Raw genomic sequence first — 15,062 nt, 5'->3', positions numbered from 1 at the left:
CCGGTAGAACGTCAGTTCGGAAACGCCGATCTGGCGAACGGCATCCGCCATCGCCATGCCTTGGCCGCGCAAAACCTCAACCTGCCGCAACTTCGAGACAATCTCTTCCGGCTTCGGTCGCTTGTTGGCCATTGTGGTCCTCCTTCATGGTCAAAACCATACTTCAAGGTGGACCCGTTCAATGGGGGTGGATCACTTCAGCAGGTCGGCTTGCATGCTCAAGTCGGCATACATCCGCTTCAATCGTCGGTTCTCTTCCTCCAGAGCCTTCATCTGGCTCATCATCGAGGCATCCATACCGCCATACTTCGCACGCCATTTGTAAAAACTGGCAGTGCTGATGCCATGCTCCCGGCACAGCTCAGGCACAGGAACTCCGCCTTCCGCCTGGCGCAACACGGCCATGATCTGGGTTTCGCTAAATCGGCTCTTCTTCATCAAAATCTCCTCGAGCATCTTGCCGAGAAAATTCTACTTTTGAACCCCCTTATTCGCGGGGAGGATTACCAGTTGCCGACGCGCAACGCAGCCAACGGACCTCGCTGCATCGTCGGCGACAACCCCGATGAGTTGATCGAGAGCGCCTATTCCGGACTGCTCCTGCCGGACTAGGAATCCAGGGGCTTCTCGATCCCCGAACAGATGATCTCGAGGGCTGCCTGGCGCCAGTCCGTTGACTGGTCCGCAAGGAACGCGGCGCGGTCGAAGGTCATGCCACGGGAGAGCAAAAAATTCTCAACGGTTTCAAAGAGTTGCTTCTGCAAGTCGGTTGCCAGGGCTTCCAACTCCACGATCTTTGTTCTCCTTTTGTTCTGTTAGGGAAATGTTCCTACTCCCTGAACCATGTCCGCGCAAGATCGAAGATGGAAAATGAACCGCCTTATGAGGTGACCGGGAAGAGGTCGCCGTCACAGCCCGTCGCGTGAAGCCGCACGTGATGACGCCGGCACAGCCATCGAACCTCCAGGGGGCGCGAATAGTCGGCGTGATGGGCGTCCACCGCGGGGTCGCCGCAGATTTCGCACCTGCCCTTCACCAGTTCCCCGCTCTGTAGTGCCTTCTGCACCGCGACGTGCGCGAGATACTTCTCCGGGTTCTTCCGGCGCCAGTGGGCCTGTCTGGTGTTGGTTTTCAGGTTCAGCACGGTCATGGGCCTATGGTAGCAGCCGGCGAGTCGGGCGCAAGCGGGCTCTCAGCCATCACTGTCGATAAGGGGCACTTATCGCTAGTTATAGACCGCTCACCAAGACCGGCATGTGACCCAAGGCAACCGGCGTTTTCCTTTAGTTTTGCCGCTTCATCTGTTTGATCACGCGCCTTTGACGCGAAAAAAATTCCTGTTCCAGGGCGTTTTTTTTGCCCCTATCGGCCAGAGCAAACTGCGCCGCGGGATAAGTAATTACGCAGCCGAATGGTTCGGCGGCATCTGAAGGCACGCAAGAAGCTCCTGTCCTGTCTCCAGGGCAAATGCGACGTGGAAGCAGCCCGAAAAGCCTTCATAGCGGCGGCCAAGGAGGCCGAGCTTCTCTCCGATCGGGCCGGGCACTTCCGCGGCGGCTGATCTTTGGTGTAGAACAGGAGAGTCGAGAGCAGAAGCAGCGAGCGCCGAGTCCAGCCGGCGCAGCCGGGGAGGATGGGCTTCCCCGGCTGCGGCAACAGCCTTGCTCTCGATAAGGAGGTATCGCCATGTGGATATTCCCACTGACGATAGGCTTCAGGATTAAAAGGACACGGACGAGCTGGACCCTCGAGTTCCGTGTGACTGTTATCCTGTAGTCAAGCGGGGGCCAGGTTGCAGCCTGGTCCCTACCTCCAATAAGGTAGCGCCGAACCCCTTTCAATTCAAGTCCTGGGGAGTCCTGCCGCTTTCCGATGTCGCGCTCGCTATAACGAATCATCGCAACATCAAGAGAAAGGCTCTTGCGATGATCGCCGACGATTTCTTCGCCTACGAGTTCAGAACCCCGGACAATCTCAACACGCCGCAATACCTGATGTGCGTCACGAGCGCCGAAACCTTCGAGGAGTTCATCGGGCTGATCCTGACACCGGAAGCAGCCGCGGAGCTGTTCGACAACTTCGAGCCGTTCTTCCGCTCACGGAACGACCTGCTCCTCTTCATCGCAAACATCGCGGTCAATTACGCCACCTACGACACCCGGGAGCGCCAGGGCTACGGCTACAACTCCTCGTTCGACCTCGACCGCACCCTGGCGGACAAGTTCTTCCATCTGCGCGACAAGCTCTATCCGGAGTCCAACTACCTCCTGAGCTGTGACGCCGAAGCCAATTTCGGTTTCGCCTCGCCCTGGAACGTAGGCGTCAGCACCGGTTTCGGCTACGCGGTGAAGAACTTCATCTTCTCCCTGCACAACGACGAAGGGGCATTCAGCGTCGTCAACACCGACGTTGACCCCGAAACCCAGCGCCGCATCCACGAGGCGCTCACCTGGTTCAAGAACACCTTCGGCATCACTGCCGTCGCCGACTGTCTCGCCACCGTCATTCTCAACGGCAAGCCCGCCGGCCCGTTCGTTCATGACCCCCTGGACGGTCGCGAGCCCCTCGAGCTTCCGTGTGCAACCAGATGGTTCAAGAACCCGAACGCCTCGTTCGAGGTGACGCCCGGCAACGAAAAGACCGAAACCGCCCGACCGAACACGGATTCAATCCACCAGGCGCCTCTGCACCCATAGGGGCGCCCCTCGGCTCGTCCCGTGCCCATTATCCAGCTACATACGCAAATAGCTATCTAGCCATATACATAGGAAAGGATCGCCCATGGCACAGTCGAACCTGAAAGACCGCAGCCCGGAAGAGGCCCAGGCCATAAACGACCTGTTCACCGCCCTCGGCGTGATTGCCTCGAGCCTCTACAGCGCCAAGCCGCACATCGAGACCCTCTTGCACCTCAATCCGGAGGAGCCGATCCTCAAAGCCTTCGCGGCGCTCGTGGCGGGCTTCATCGAGGCAGAGCCGCACGTAGACGAAAGCGCCAAGAACCTCAACCTCACCGTCCTGGCGCCGGCCATCATCTCAACCGACACCGCCTCGGCCATCAACTGAGCACCACGCACCAGAAACACGAAAGCCGGGCCAACCACCCGGCTTTCTCATACACCCAAGCCCCTTCCAAAACCTCCTCTGAGATCCATCCTCAAAAGATCCCCGGCGCCTTCAAAACATAACATTCGAGGTGCATAAAGTTTACATCACCGTAACATCGACCCGAAAAACAGCCCTTTTGGGCCCAAAAATATGAATCCGGATGTTACATTTCGACCCCGAATGGCACCCCAAAACGCACCATTTTGGGCCGAAACGTAACAGGAAGTTTACATAAAGTTTACATTTTCGACCTCGAAAACGAATTTTTCGGTTTCAGGCACTCAAACAGACCTGCAAAGCGGCCGGAACCAATCACCCAGAAATCGAAATCTAAGCTCACCAGCGCGAACCGACACACCAGATGAGCACATACTCATCTGAACTATTCGGACGCAGCAGGTGACGAACCCTGAGCGAAACTGACAACGCCTTGCTCAGCAAGCTCGAATACATTTTCAGGTGACAGATCGGAAACGGGGTATGGATAGCTTTGTAGCTAGAAAGCTAGATACTCAAACCATGGTGCATAGAGACACACAGGTGAGACCGCAAGCACGGTTTCGAAGAAGACGGAAACGGTAGAGAGGTTCACAGGTGAGAGAGAGTGTGTGAAGGTGAGTGCGAGAGTGAGGGTGAGTGAGGGTGTGAGAGTGAGAGTGAGGGTGCGAGAGTGAGAGGTGAAGGTGAGTGCGAGAGTGAGGGGTGAGTGTGAGAGAGTGAGAGGGGTGAGAGAGGTGAAGGTGAGTGAGGGTGTGAAGGTGAGAGAGTGAGAGTGAGGGGTGAGTGAGTGTGAGGTGATGAAGTATCGGGAGGAGGAGGGAACGCGCGCCGCGGATCCGTCCTGGTTCACCCGGTTTCCCACGGAACCTCCTTGACGTCACACCGCACCCGTCCACACCCACGCGCGCCCTCTTCCGCCCTCTCCAGCCCTCGTCTCCACGGTCACCCACGGAGCTCCAGCACAGCCCACGGAAACCCTGCCGACTTTGTTGCCAGATGTGTTCTCACAAGCCCGCTTTCATTCCAACGTCGTTTGAGCTAAACGACAATCAAGAGAGCGCGACGCCCGGAGCGTTCTCAGAAAGAGGAGCGCACTGTGCTCCCTGCTTTCTCTTGAGTTGCTGATCGGTGTCAGCCGGGTGTGACACCCACCTTACAAGGCGCACCTGCCGGCAACGGCTCGTGCGCCTTCTTTTTGTCCAGGAGACAGGGCTGGGACGGGCTCAGCATTCCGGGACTAGGACTTCAGAGAAGTCTTCCCTAACCTCCGTTCCCGTCCATCGTTTCTATATATTTATATATTACATAAGAAACTAATAATAAGGAACGTAGGACTTGAGAGGAGGTTTCAGACTAGGACTTGAGAGGAGCTTTCAGACACTGCTCCGGAGTGTCTTCACAGCCTGTTCCGGCTCCTCATACATTTGCACCTCAGCACCGGAGTGTCTTTCCTAGGTTCCGGCACCTCAGCACCTCTTGTTGCCGGCATGAGCCTTTTCAGTCCTTTTGGCACTCCGGAGCCACCGTTTCCGTGGTGTTCCGCGGATATACTTTGTGCGGCCCTGTATTTCCAAGTTGTTCCAAGGTTTTCCACGGGCTCGGCGGCTCCCTAGCGCCCCTGCCCTAGTATTTCGCACACATGATGTCCCGGCATGATCCTGAAGAATTTTCAATCGCGCTTTGTTATACAGAAAACATCAAAAGCAAGCGCTTTTGATCGCAAGCAACTCAAGCAGGTAGCAAGTATCATGGAACTGAACATCGCAAATCTCGACCTGAACAACATCGACGCCCTGGCCGCTCAGGCCGAAGCTGAACTCGAGGAGCTGCGCAAGCTCGAGGAACAAGAGAAGCAGGCCAAGGCCAAGGCCAAGAAGAAGGCCAAGGCCGAGGAGAAGGCCAAGGCCGAGGAGAAGGCGCCGGCCATCGAGGACGAGGCCATTGTCGTGCCGCACGTGCCCGGCGAGCTGAAGGATCTGATGTCGAACGTGCCCGAGGCCGTCCTCAAGCAGAAGCAGGCCGAGGTGATCGCAGCGTTCGAGACCCGGATCGCGTTCGAGCAGGCACAGCCCAGCGTGTCTGACAAGATGATCCCGAACTTGAAGTCCTGCATGGCCTCACTCGCGTCTGAGACCGGTGCGCGTCTGCTCGCTGCCCTGGACATCGACATGGGCTTCGTCAATCGCGAAGTCGCGAAGGGCTCCCGGTTCAACGTCTACGCGCTACAGAAGGTCTGCGATCTCGTAACCGCGATGACTGCCGGGTTCATGAAGAATGCAGTCAACAGGGCTGTGTTAAAGTCGATGTTCACCTGCCGGGATAACGAGGTTGCGTTCAACGGGGATCTCGCGCTCGCAGCCGTATCCGACAAGATCAGGATCGAGCCCCGCTTCGCGAAGCACCTGACGCGCCATACGGTCTCGCAGAATACCGCATCGACCCAGAAGTCGAGCACCATGAACGCCCTGGAAGCACTGGGCATCGCAACGTCGAACAAGCTGCGGGGCGCAGCAGAGGTCTTCACGCTGACCGACACGCCCCAGACGCGGCGACTTCAGGAAGTTCTAGCGTGAGAGGGGAAGGAAGGGGCGCGAAAGCGCCCTTTCTTTTTGTGCGCGCAACAGGGCTCGGGGATGGGGAATGGACCGCTTTTGCCCGTGGGGAATGGCTAGCTTCGGGCCTAGGAGAACAGGGCTCGGGTCGGGGAATGGCGCCGGGTTAGGGCTCCGGGGTCGGGCACGCCCCGGAAGGGATCAGGGTTAGGGAAAGGATCAGGGTTAGGTTTCGGGGACGCCCGACAGGGACAGGGACAGGGACAGGGACAGGGACAGGGCTAGGGCTCCGGGGTCGGGCACAGGGTGCGGATCAGGGTTCCCGTGGGGATTGAAGGAACAGGACAGGGCAGGAGAGGAGAGGGCCGGCGCCTCCCACCTGAACCTGCCCGAAACAAGCCGAAATGAACCTGATGCAACCCGAAGTTCGTGTTCGCTATAACTCGCACATCAGCAACGCAAACGAGAAAGCAACGAACATGACGAATCTCGAAATTCTCAAGTCTGAAACTTTCAAGAATCTTCGCGAAGTCACGCACCCCGGGCTTAGCGATGACGAACTGAGCGCCCCTGAAGTGATCACGAAGATCGAAGGGTATCAGCTTGCGATCTTCGCGCCCCATTTCGACAGCTACGATTTCGTCGCAGTCCCTGACGACGAAGCAGTCGGGTTCTGGGTCTCGTCGCATCGTTCGATGAGCGACGCCCTTGAAGCTATGTCGTTCTTCATCTCGCGCGAATTTCAGTTGTAGGGGCTCTGCGCCCCTCTTCTTTGTCACGACGAGCCCTCTCCTTCCCTTCCCTTCTCTGCCCTGCGCTCGATCCCTGTCTTGCCCTGTCCTCCGGGCGATCCCTGCCCGTTCCTGCCCTTCCCTCTCCTTCCCGTCCCGGCCCTTCCCTCTCCTCGGCCCGGCCAGGGCTTCGCAGGGACCGGCCGAAGCCCGGCCCTGTTCCAGGCCCGACCCGGCCCAGGCCAGAACTATCCTGAACGTCCCTGCCGAACGGATCGCTCGCGCGCTCTAAGCTGAGATCATAAGCAATCTCAAGGAGGTTCACATGCGCGTCGATCACAAGCACAATCCCGAAACCGTCGAAGAGAAGAAGATCCTGAACTTCGCTTACGACGTCCTGTCCCTCGTCATCGTCGTCGCCTTTGTCTGCGTTGTCGCAATCTATCTGCCCGACATCGCAGCAGTCCGATAGAGCCCTGCCGACACATAGCTATGTAGCTATTAAGCTAGATACGTAGATCAGCAAATAAGGAGAAAGCTATGATCAAGATTGAAGCTCAGACGGTTCGCATCGCAGTCAACGCGCTCGACATGCTCGAAGCCCTCAGCAAGACGCGCTTCAAAGACGCGCATAGGGCGCGCATTGCGCGCGAGCTGTTCACGGGCGCGCTCAATGCGTTCAAGCGCTGCTATGAAGGGTTGAGCGAAGAGGCGCGCGACGAGCTGAACAGGCTCGTCGAGGCGACATTCAAGAAGATGAAAGCTGAGCGGGCCGCCCTTGCGAAGTATCGACGCGAGAAGCGCGAGCGGGAAGCAGCGGAACGCGCGATGATCAGGGCCGAAGCGGGCCTCGCATGATATGACAGGGGCGCTGTGCGAGCAGCGCCCTTTCGGCGCGCGTCGGGCAGGTTCCGGGCCAGGGGAATGGCGCAGGACCAGGGCTCCGCCGTTGGGCAGCGCCGCGGGGCAACGCGGATTAGGGGAACGGCTTAGGGTCAAGGGACCGACGGGCGGCCGGCTCGCCCTTCTTCCTTTTTCCTTCCCCTGCCTGGCCGGAACCCGCCCCAGGCCCAGGCAGGGCCAGGCCAAGGGCTAGGCCAAGGGCCCAATGAAACCTAGGCCAGGCCAAGGGCTCCATAGGGCCGGCCAGCCGACGGCAGCCCTCAGAACCTAGGCCAGGCCAGCCACGCCAAATTTCGGCCCTACAGGGTCACTGACAGCCAAAAAAACCGGATGGGTCAGAACCCATCCGGGATTGAGAAGCGCGTCTGTGAGCCTTCCTGGGATGCTATTCGGGTGCGCCCATATGGATTGGAACGCCGCAGGAGCGAAAGATGTCCATCTGCTCCGCCCTGCTGTAGTGCCTTGCGCCTATCTGAAGCAGCGACTGGGCGAGCCCTCGCCTTCGCTCGCGTTCCGCTGCCTTCCTCGCCAGCTCCAGATTGCATTTGCGAATGTCGCCGGAAGAGGATGGCTTGTTCACCATGCCTCACCTCCATGCAAGCGCATATTTGCCTGTGGCGAAGATGAATCGCCGGGTGATCAGCAAAGTGCCGAAGCGGTCGCGCTGGAAACGAGGTGTGTAGATGGAATGGGTGCGGATAAGCATCTGACTTGCCCTGGGTGTCTGGTGGATCGTGCGAGAAGGAAAGGCGAGCTTCACAGCTCGCCCTTCAGCAGGCGCTCGCGCCAGTCGTTCGTGTTGCACTGGGGGTAGTTGTAGGCCTCGGCGACAGCCCGGCCCTGTTCTTCGCTCGCGACAGGAATGGTCGCTATCACGTTGTCATCGTCGTCGGTGATTTCGACGATGACGGCCCGGGAATGGATGTTTTTGATAACGGCTGCGTGGCAAGGAATGGACATGATCGGCCTCCCAGGAATGGATGGATTTGGGCCCCGGCCCTGTCCGGAAGTTGGACTCGGAGGGGGATAGGAACGGGGGCGATTTCGCCCAGGGGCGCAGCCTCGAGGGATGCCCCGGCGGGTCGCGTCGTCGTCGTCGTCGTCGTCGTCGTCGCGCGCGCGCGTTGCATCGCGTCGCTGCGACGCGACGCGATGCTGCGACGCGCTATCACTAGCGCGTCGCGTTGCTGCTACTTTTCAACTTTCGTGCATTCGACGTTGAACGCTTTGCAAAGCGCTCTTGCAAGCTTTGTGAGCTTTACGTCATAAGCTTGCTTGTTGTCTGCACGCTGCGCGATGATGTTCAGCGTTTCTAGCGCGTCACGCGACGTTTGAGACTGCGCTGCAATCGTTGTGTCATCTAGTATGACGCTACGCTGATAAACAAGATGCTTGATGTCTTCGCCTACTTCGATCGAACGCGAAAGTGACGCTTCGATCATGTGCTTTGTAAGAGCAACGTTGTGTCTGAAGCAATTAATCGCTGTCCTGAAAACAGCATACGTGTTTTCATTCAGCGACTTTGCGTCAAACTTGATTGCTTGATGCGCAAACTTGAAAACTTTTTCGTTTGCGTAGATTGCGCGTGAGATGCGCTCAGCGTCAACTTTTGCATCTTCGAGCATTGCTGCAAATTCGTTGTTTAGCAGCATCGCGCGAATGTTCATGAGCTTGTCGAGATTGCGCTTTGTTGCATTCTTCGCAACAGCAGCAGCATAACGAGCTTCAATTGCTTCAACATACTTGTTCATGACTTTCTTGCCTTCTCTTCAGATTTGTTGCTGTTTCACGTGAAACGTTACTTTCGTTTCACGTTTGCTTTTCTTGTTTCACGTGAAACGTTACTTTCGTTTCACGTGTTTTTACTTGTTTCACGTGAAACGTTACTTGCTTTGTGTTTCACGTGACTTGCTCACAATGTCAAAGAACAGAAGCGATTTGCGCTTCGAGTCATCACGATTTATCGTGATGATTATGTTCTAGTCGATGTCTTAGCTTTTGTGAACGCACTTCTAGGGGATGCCTTCCCCACCCGCTCTATACTTCCGGCTCAATCCTCCTCTATTCTTTGCTTTACTTGCGCTATACTTGCGCGTCGCTTTCATCGTTGCTTGTAGCGCAACGCTCTCTGGAACTCATTCGGGTTCTGTCGGGTAGTGTCGCTCCCTGCCCCGGCACAAATCACCGGGTCTGCCAAACCTCCTCTATCGCGGTAAGTAAGTGTTGACTTACTGCTCGCGGACGCTAGGATGGTGCCAGGAACGAACCACAAGGTAATGCCCGTGTCCGAGCAGCTCTCGATGTTCGAGATTAATGAGCCAGGAGCGAACAGGCCCTTCACCGTGATCGTTGAAATCGGTCCTCCTGGCGACCTGTCCGCCCAGCATATCTACGAGAACGCGATCAACACCTACACCAAAGGGCCGCTGTTCTGCGTCCTCTTCGAGAAGGACGGCCAGCGTGTCGTCCACAAGTATCCCCTCGCCTCGATCTTCCGTGTGATCGAGGACTACCCTGAGAGCAAGCGATGAGTGTTATTGTTTATCGCGACGGCGTGATGGCCGCCGATACACGCGCCTATTCGGGCGACTCCACGCCGATCGGCCACAAGATGAAGATTTTCCGCCTCACGGATGGCAGCCTGGTTGGTATCGCAACGAACAAGCCGGGGCTTGGCGAGGCACTGGTCAACTGGTTCAACGCCGGCTGCACCCATGAGGCACTGCCCGATGGGGAGCTCGTCTTTTCCGCGCTGCTTGTGCGGCCGACCGGGGACGTGTTCCTCTACAGCGACTCGCCCTATCCCTCCGGGCCGCTGGCCGGGCACTATTTCGCGATTGGCTCCGGTGATCGTTATGCACTGGGCGCCTTTGCAATGGATGCAACCGCTGAACAGGCGGTGTCTGCCGCCTGCATGTTCGATGTCTGGTGCTCGACACCGATTGCCGTGCTCAAGCTCTACGAGGACGACGACGAGGAGCCTGTCGGCGAAGGCGTCGATGAAGGCGATGAGCCGGCGGATGCAGAAGAAGATCCTCAGATCAGTGAATAGCTAGATAGGGAAATAGCTAGGTAGCTAGATGAAGAATTGGTTCTGCCTGATCCTGATGCTGCTGCTGACGACCTGTGCGTCGGCGCCGGTCTTTGCCTCCGTCGGGTCGGTGTCGGTTGAAACGGTCGCGCTGCCGATCGGGATCCTGAAACCGATCGAGGCGCCGAAACCTCGCCCAAAGCCTCCACGTGATCCGCCGAAGCGACCGGTCCTTGTATGGATCTGAGGATATAGCCAGATAGCCAGGTAGCCAAATAGCTACCTGGCTATTTTCATTTCAGGAAGTCGGCGAATAAGGAGTCGATTCCCAGGGTCATCACGCCTTTGGCGTTCGAATAAACATAGATCAGCTCGCCGTGATCGGTTTCGCCATTGAAGCGCTCGATGGTCTCCCCAAGCTGTTTGCGCACTGGGTCGCCGACAATGAACTGGCGGATGAAGGCGTCCCCGGTGGTATTGCAGCCCCTGAGGACCTCGCAGCCCCAGCTTTGGTAGGCGAGTATGCCGTCGTTGAAGTGCAGCAGCGCAACGGTCTGGTCCACGTATTCGCGCGGCCGCTTCTTGCCGAGGAGACCGGAGAAGCAGCCTATGAACTGGCCGCTGCCGGGCTCGTCCGCCGCGGTGCGCAGCTCGTCGATGGGCGCGTTATCGAGGTAGAAGCGGACGAAGTTTGCCTCCCGGCAGGTCTCGTCATACTGGAGTGCGTAGAACCAGCCGTTTTCCTTTACCAGTTGCAGCGCCTCATCGAGTTTCATGCCGGCCTGGAAGCCGTTCACGACCACCCGGTCTTCGGGTTTTTCCTGGGCAAGCACGGATCCGCCCACAAAAAGCGCCAGGCAGACGCCCAGCGCGCCAATCCAGTGTCGCATTCCTTTCTCCAATCGCCTTATTGTTCGCCGCCTTGCTTGCGCTTCTGTTCGCGCTCCCAAGCGGCAAAGGACGCGATCAGGAGTTCCTTCATGTTCATGCCGTGCGCCGTGGCCGTCATCTTGAACCGGGTGTGCCAGTCTCGCGGCATGTTGAAGGTCATGGGCGCCAGACGCTCGGCCTTCATGTTGTCCGCGGCGCCAACCGGTGTCGCGACAACCGGGTCTGGCAGGAACGATTTTCTGGGCGGCGGAACCGCCGCGCGTGTCTGCTTGGTCTCACTCATACCGTTTCTCCCAGTTCGTTGGCCCTGGCGACGATTTCGGCCGCCAGCAGGTCTGCCTTTTCTTCCAGGGTTCCAATGTTCTGGCCCACCTCTGAGAGTGCGTAGCCATGGTTCTGGGCCCGCTGATAGGAGGTCTTGGCCGAAATGTCCTGTTCAGCCACCAGGAAGCCGGTGGCCGATGTCAGATATTGCCGCGCCTCAAGCACGGCTGTGCGGCTCTCGGTCGTCTTGTTGAGCACGAAGAGAATCTTCTCCTTCGGGATGCCCTTGGCGACGAGCTCGTTGGCAAACATGAGCTGCGGCTCGAGATCGTCAAGGGGAAGACCGGTCGGCACCACGATGAGATCGGCCATGCGGGCGATCTCCATTGAGGACTGGTCCGAATCTGGCCGGCCGTCCGCCACGACCAGATTGGCCGTTTCGCGCTTGAGGGCAGTTGGTGAGGTATACGGTTCGGCCGCGATGTGCGGCTCGATTTGGTTCTGCTCGCGCAGTTTTGCCCACTTGTAGGAGGTTAGCTGCGTGGTGTTGAAGTCGCAGATTTTCACGGACCACCCGGCCACCGCGTAGGTTCGCGCGATGAGCCGGGCGAGGGTGCTCTTGCCGACTCCGCCTTTCTGGGAAAGGCAGGCGATGATCAGGTCGGGCATTATAGCCTCACATAGCTAGTTCCTCACGTAGCTATGAAGCTATCTGATTTGCCCCGCACGAGTCTATACGGGCCGGAAGGATTCAAGATCGAAGATCTGCTCGTAGGTGTCGATGTCCGTGTTGATGGCCCGCCAAGTGAAGACCACGTCCATGCTCTGCGCGTCCTTATACCGTTCCGCATAGGGCGGAACCCTTTGATTCAGTATGACGGAATGCCTGCCGCTGACCCCGGCAAGAATGTCGGAGGGCAGTCTGCATTCCTGCCGGCCGAACTTGAGCTGAACCAGCCGGGCTCGGGAGCCCATGCCGTCTTCATCTTCCTCATCGCCGTCAAGCATCACCACGAACTCCGGACACGACTCGTAGATGTAGGACGCGACATCGAGCGTGCCGACCATCTCAGAACCCACATAAACCTGGACCGGGATCTTGGTGCCGGAATTTTTCTCCTTCGACAGCATCAGCACCAACCCTCGATGACACTGACGAGCTTGTCGGCCAGATCCTTGCGCGCGTCCTCCTTGCTCAGGCCGCGCGCAAGACCGTCATTGACGACCTGCGCATGGCAGTGGGCCGGGTTGTAGTAGTCGAACTCGTAAGGGGAGGGGCCTGCAAGCGGATTGATGATCTCAAGCACCAGCGCGCCCTGTTCGCGCCAGAAGCGACCCTGCTCACGGCGAACGGCGCTACAGACCAGGCGTTCGTCCGGCGCTCGGGTGTTGAGGCTCATGAGGGGAATGATGTCGGCACCGAACTTCTCCTCGAAGACGTTGCCAAGCTCGCCCAGAATCTGACGGACGGTCCATTCCCGGCCGTTCAGCATGACACGCTCCAGCTTGCCTTCCTGCGTGAAGACCTGGTGCTCGGTGAGCCCAAGATATGCCATTGCGATCTTGCGCAGCGGCAGACCGTCATCCAGGTGCGAATGGCCGTAGATTTCGCTGACGATCTCGGCGGCGATCGACTTGCCGCTGGTAGGATTGCCGCAGAAAGCGATGATACGGGGAACTTCGCGCATCGGGATCTCCTATGAGTAAGTTCTTACTTACTCTATAGCGGCGGGAAATCCCGATGCACAAGAATTTAGCTATCCAGCCAGATAGCTATTTAGCCATATCCTTATTTTCGTTCTCGTCCGTTTCCGAGTTCAGAAAACGGAGCTTGCGCGCCAGACTGTCGCGCTGGCGCCGAAGGGCATCGTTCTCGACCTCGAGCTCCCGGATGCGCTGCTCCAGATACCCGATGGTGAGAACGGGCGCACCCACCTCGTTGAACATATGAACCGGATCAACCAGACGTCTCATGCCGCTTCCTCAAGTTCCCGAACCACCTCGAACTCATGCCAGGGGAAATCCTCGTTCTCACCTAGTATACCCTCGACGAAGCCGGGAGTGCTGCGAACGATGCTCTCGCGCTGGCGTGCATGGTCGCGCAGGGTGTTGTTAACGTTGCAGCTATAGTCGGCAATGAACGCGATGTTCGGGCCCGACTTCTTGGCACGCAGGCCGCGGCCGATCTTCTGGCGCAGGCTGACCTCCGCCTTCATGCCACCGGCGAGCTGAACCAGACCGATCGCCGGCACGTCCACGCCGACATCGAGGATGTTGGTGCCGATCACCCCATCGAGTTCGCCGGTCACAAGCTTGCGAAGCTGTGCGCGGCGGTCCTCCATCTTGTCCTCGCCCTTGAGGAACTCGAAGCGCATTCCGAGCTTGCGGTAGTGCTCCAGGATCTTTTCGCCGTGCTTCTTGCGAGCCACCAGCGTAAGCGTGGGCAGCCGGCGCCGCGCGGCCTTCTGGGCATCATAGCCCATGATCTTGATCATCTCCTCGTTCTCGATGTAGCCCAGCGTGTAGGCGCGCTCGAAGGGCGAGGTCTTGTGCAGCCGCTTCGGGGCAGGGCAGTCGCGGAACTTGAAGTATGGCTTTGCCAGAATGCCGCGATTGATGAGCAGCTTCTCCGGAATGTCGATCAGGATCGGACCGAAGGCAGCCATCAGGCGCATGTTGCTCTCGGCGCTCGGGCGCATGAAAGGCGTAGCCGTGAGCGCAACGCGAATCGTGGCGTTCTTGCAGTGCTGAAGGATCTCGTAGTAGCTGTTTCCGCCGGCCTCGTGCGCCTCCTCGCCGATCACGACCTCGACCATCGAAAGGATCTTGAGGATCTGTTCACGGCGCTTCACCTTTGCGTCGTAGCGTTCCTGGGCGATACGGGCGACCTCTTCCGGCGAGATTTCGGCATTGCCGTTCTTGGACAGATGGGCCGACTTCACGATGGCCCGGCGCTCGCGCGCAAGGTCCGGCACTTCGAGCGCCTGCACGAGCGTCTGCACCATGCCCAGATTGACGCCGCGCACCACCTTGAACTCGCCGTCGCCGATGATGCCGGTGTTGAAGCCGATCTCCTTGAGCTGATCATCCATCTGATAGAGCAGGATGCCGCGCGTGGTCAGGAACAGGGTCATGCGCTTGTAGCGGGCCATGATCAGCTTGGCACACTTCGATTTTCCTCCACCGGTTGCCACTCGAATGATGCCGCGGCCATACTTCTCCACCTGCCGCAGCGCCTTGAGCTGGTAGTCGTAGCGCGGATCATCGTTGCCGAACTCGTCAACGATCGGGTTCTCCGGCCCGAGCGGCTCGGCGTGAGGCTTGCAGATCGACTGCACCTGATGGCCGATTGCCATCAGCTCCTGCTCGACCACATGGGCAAAGCCGGCCGGGAAGGTGTGGTTTCTGACATCGAAGAAGGAAGACTTGCCGTGCCAGCCGATGCTCACCGAGTCGGCCTCATACGAGAGCAGGGAGTTTACGAAGCTTGCAACCTCCCGGGTCGGATTGATCAGCTTAGCGACGGTCGCATTCCGAGCGATCTGAACGAATGCCATTCTGGATTGCCTATTGCCTTTGTAT

The 15,062-nt window shown here is 58.3% G+C and carries 22 protein-coding genes and 2 pseudogenes; 11 read left to right on the top strand and 13 right to left on the bottom strand.

What is annotated here, in order from left to right; genetic code table 11:
• From ABD906_RS05390 to ABD906_RS05375, 4 genes and pseudogenes are all read right to left on the bottom strand, one after another.
• A pseudogene (locus ABD906_RS05390) lies at positions 1-132 on the bottom strand (IS3 family transposase); the annotation flags it as partial.
• Between the two features lie 63 nt (positions 133-195).
• A pseudogene (locus ABD906_RS05385) lies at positions 196-438 on the bottom strand (transposase); the annotation flags it as partial.
• 170 nt (positions 439-608) lie between these two features.
• Positions 609-791: a hypothetical protein gene (locus tag ABD906_RS05380; protein WP_345098568.1), complete on the bottom strand. Its 183-nt coding sequence runs from the start codon at positions 789-791 to the stop codon at positions 609-611.
• Between the two features lie 89 nt (positions 792-880).
• Positions 881-1,150, bottom strand: coding sequence for a hypothetical protein (locus tag ABD906_RS05375; protein WP_345098567.1), 270 nt, complete (start codon positions 1,148-1,150; stop codon positions 881-883).
• Between the two features lie 106 nt (positions 1,151-1,256).
• On the opposite strand from ABD906_RS05375, the gene ABD906_RS05370 reads away from it, so the two are divergent.
• The 8 genes from ABD906_RS05370 to ABD906_RS05340 all read left to right on the top strand — a co-directional run bounded on the left by ABD906_RS05370 (position 1,257) and on the right by ABD906_RS05340 (position 7,249).
• A complete protein-coding gene (locus tag ABD906_RS05370) occupies positions 1,257-1,430 on the top strand; it encodes a hypothetical protein (RefSeq protein ID WP_345098566.1) in 174 nt (57 codons plus the stop codon).
• Positions 1,412-1,561 (top strand): DUF982 domain-containing protein, encoded by a 150-nt coding sequence (locus ABD906_RS16095; protein WP_378188899.1) that lies wholly within the window; start codon positions 1,412-1,414, stop codon positions 1,559-1,561. The genes ABD906_RS05370 and ABD906_RS16095 overlap by 19 nt, the downstream gene beginning before the upstream one ends.
• 364 nt (positions 1,562-1,925) lie before the next feature.
• Entirely contained in the window at positions 1,926-2,696 is a 771-nt protein-coding gene (locus ABD906_RS05365) for a hypothetical protein (protein WP_345098565.1), read from the top strand.
• A gap of 85 nt (positions 2,697-2,781) precedes the next feature.
• On the top strand, positions 2,782-3,066 hold the full coding sequence (locus ABD906_RS05360) for a hypothetical protein (protein ID WP_345098563.1): 285 nt from the start codon (positions 2,782-2,784) through the stop codon (positions 3,064-3,066).
• Between the two features lie 1,790 nt (positions 3,067-4,856).
• Entirely contained in the window at positions 4,857-5,681 is an 825-nt protein-coding gene (locus ABD906_RS05355) for a hypothetical protein (RefSeq protein ID WP_345098562.1), read from the top strand.
• A 458-nt stretch (positions 5,682-6,139) separates the two neighbouring features.
• Positions 6,140-6,412: a hypothetical protein gene (locus ABD906_RS05350; RefSeq protein ID WP_345098561.1), complete on the top strand. Its 273-nt coding sequence runs from the start codon at positions 6,140-6,142 to the stop codon at positions 6,410-6,412.
• Between the two features lie 304 nt (positions 6,413-6,716).
• Positions 6,717-6,863 (top strand): hypothetical protein, encoded by a 147-nt coding sequence (locus ABD906_RS05345; RefSeq protein WP_345098559.1) that lies wholly within the window; start codon positions 6,717-6,719, stop codon positions 6,861-6,863.
• Between the two features lie 68 nt (positions 6,864-6,931).
• Positions 6,932-7,249 (top strand): hypothetical protein, encoded by a 318-nt coding sequence (locus tag ABD906_RS05340; protein ID WP_345098558.1) that lies wholly within the window; start codon positions 6,932-6,934, stop codon positions 7,247-7,249.
• 801 nt (positions 7,250-8,050) lie between these two features.
• Here ABD906_RS05340 and ABD906_RS05335 read toward each other — a convergent pair.
• Together ABD906_RS05335 and ABD906_RS05330 are read right to left on the bottom strand one after the other, a co-directional pair.
• Positions 8,051-8,254 (bottom strand): hypothetical protein, encoded by a 204-nt coding sequence (locus ABD906_RS05335; RefSeq protein ID WP_345098557.1) that lies wholly within the window; start codon positions 8,252-8,254, stop codon positions 8,051-8,053.
• A 230-nt stretch (positions 8,255-8,484) separates the two neighbouring features.
• Positions 8,485-9,045 carry a hypothetical protein gene (locus tag ABD906_RS05330; RefSeq protein WP_345098556.1) on the bottom strand — a complete coding sequence of 187 codons (561 nt, stop codon included), beginning with the start codon at positions 9,043-9,045 and terminating at the stop codon, positions 8,485-8,487.
• A gap of 498 nt (positions 9,046-9,543) precedes the next feature.
• Here ABD906_RS05330 and ABD906_RS05325 point away from each other — a divergent pair, with 498 nt between their 5' ends.
• Genes ABD906_RS05325 through ABD906_RS05315 form a run of 3 tightly spaced genes read left to right on the top strand, consistent with a single transcriptional unit; the run spans position 9,544 to position 10,572 of the window.
• Positions 9,544-9,825 (top strand): hypothetical protein, encoded by a 282-nt coding sequence (locus ABD906_RS05325; RefSeq protein ID WP_345098555.1) that lies wholly within the window; start codon positions 9,544-9,546, stop codon positions 9,823-9,825.
• The gene (locus ABD906_RS05320) at positions 9,822-10,346 is read left to right on the top strand and encodes a hypothetical protein (protein ID WP_345098554.1); all 525 of its coding nucleotides are present in this window, start codon (positions 9,822-9,824) and stop codon (positions 10,344-10,346) included. Before ABD906_RS05325 ends, ABD906_RS05320 begins: the two co-directional genes overlap by 4 nt.
• A 28-nt stretch (positions 10,347-10,374) precedes the next feature.
• Positions 10,375-10,572, top strand: coding sequence for a hypothetical protein (locus ABD906_RS05315; protein ID WP_345098553.1), 198 nt, complete (start codon positions 10,375-10,377; stop codon positions 10,570-10,572).
• Between the two features lie 46 nt (positions 10,573-10,618).
• Here the strand turns inward: ABD906_RS05315 and ABD906_RS05310 are convergent, their stop codons facing one another.
• The 7 genes from ABD906_RS05310 to ABD906_RS05280 all read right to left on the bottom strand — a co-directional run bounded on the left by ABD906_RS05310 (position 10,619) and on the right by ABD906_RS05280 (position 15,037).
• Positions 10,619-11,215, bottom strand: coding sequence for a hypothetical protein (locus tag ABD906_RS05310; protein ID WP_345098552.1), 597 nt, complete (start codon positions 11,213-11,215; stop codon positions 10,619-10,621).
• Positions 11,216-11,232: 17 nt separating this feature from the next.
• Entirely contained in the window at positions 11,233-11,499 is a 267-nt protein-coding gene (locus ABD906_RS05305; protein ID WP_345098550.1) for a hypothetical protein, read from the bottom strand.
• Positions 11,496-12,149: a ParA family protein gene (locus ABD906_RS05300; RefSeq protein ID WP_345098548.1), complete on the bottom strand. Its 654-nt coding sequence runs from the start codon at positions 12,147-12,149 to the stop codon at positions 11,496-11,498. Before ABD906_RS05300 ends, ABD906_RS05305 begins: the two co-directional genes overlap by 4 nt.
• A gap of 63 nt (positions 12,150-12,212) precedes the next feature.
• Positions 12,213-12,611, bottom strand: coding sequence for a hypothetical protein (locus ABD906_RS05295; RefSeq protein ID WP_345098547.1), 399 nt, complete (start codon positions 12,609-12,611; stop codon positions 12,213-12,215).
• A complete protein-coding gene (locus ABD906_RS05290; protein WP_345098546.1) occupies positions 12,611-13,168 on the bottom strand; it encodes a hypothetical protein in 558 nt (185 codons plus the stop codon). Before ABD906_RS05290 ends, ABD906_RS05295 begins: the two co-directional genes overlap by 1 nt.
• An 85-nt stretch (positions 13,169-13,253) precedes the next feature.
• Entirely contained in the window at positions 13,254-13,454 is a 201-nt protein-coding gene (locus ABD906_RS05285; RefSeq protein ID WP_345098545.1) for a restriction endonuclease subunit S domain-containing protein, read from the bottom strand.
• Positions 13,451-15,037, bottom strand: a complete 1,587-nt coding sequence (locus ABD906_RS05280; RefSeq protein ID WP_345098544.1) for a DEAD/DEAH box helicase — start codon at positions 15,035-15,037, stop codon at positions 13,451-13,453. Before ABD906_RS05280 ends, ABD906_RS05285 begins: the two co-directional genes overlap by 4 nt.
• Positions 15,038-15,062 lie beyond the last annotated feature (25 nt).

Origin of the sequence: Chelativorans composti, from assembly GCF_039541695.1 — a bacterium.
Taxonomy (GTDB): Bacteria; Pseudomonadota; Alphaproteobacteria; order Rhizobiales; family Rhizobiaceae; genus Chelativorans; species Chelativorans composti.
Note: the sequence above shows the minus strand (reverse complement) of the source record. Positions and strands in the feature narration are given on the sequence as shown.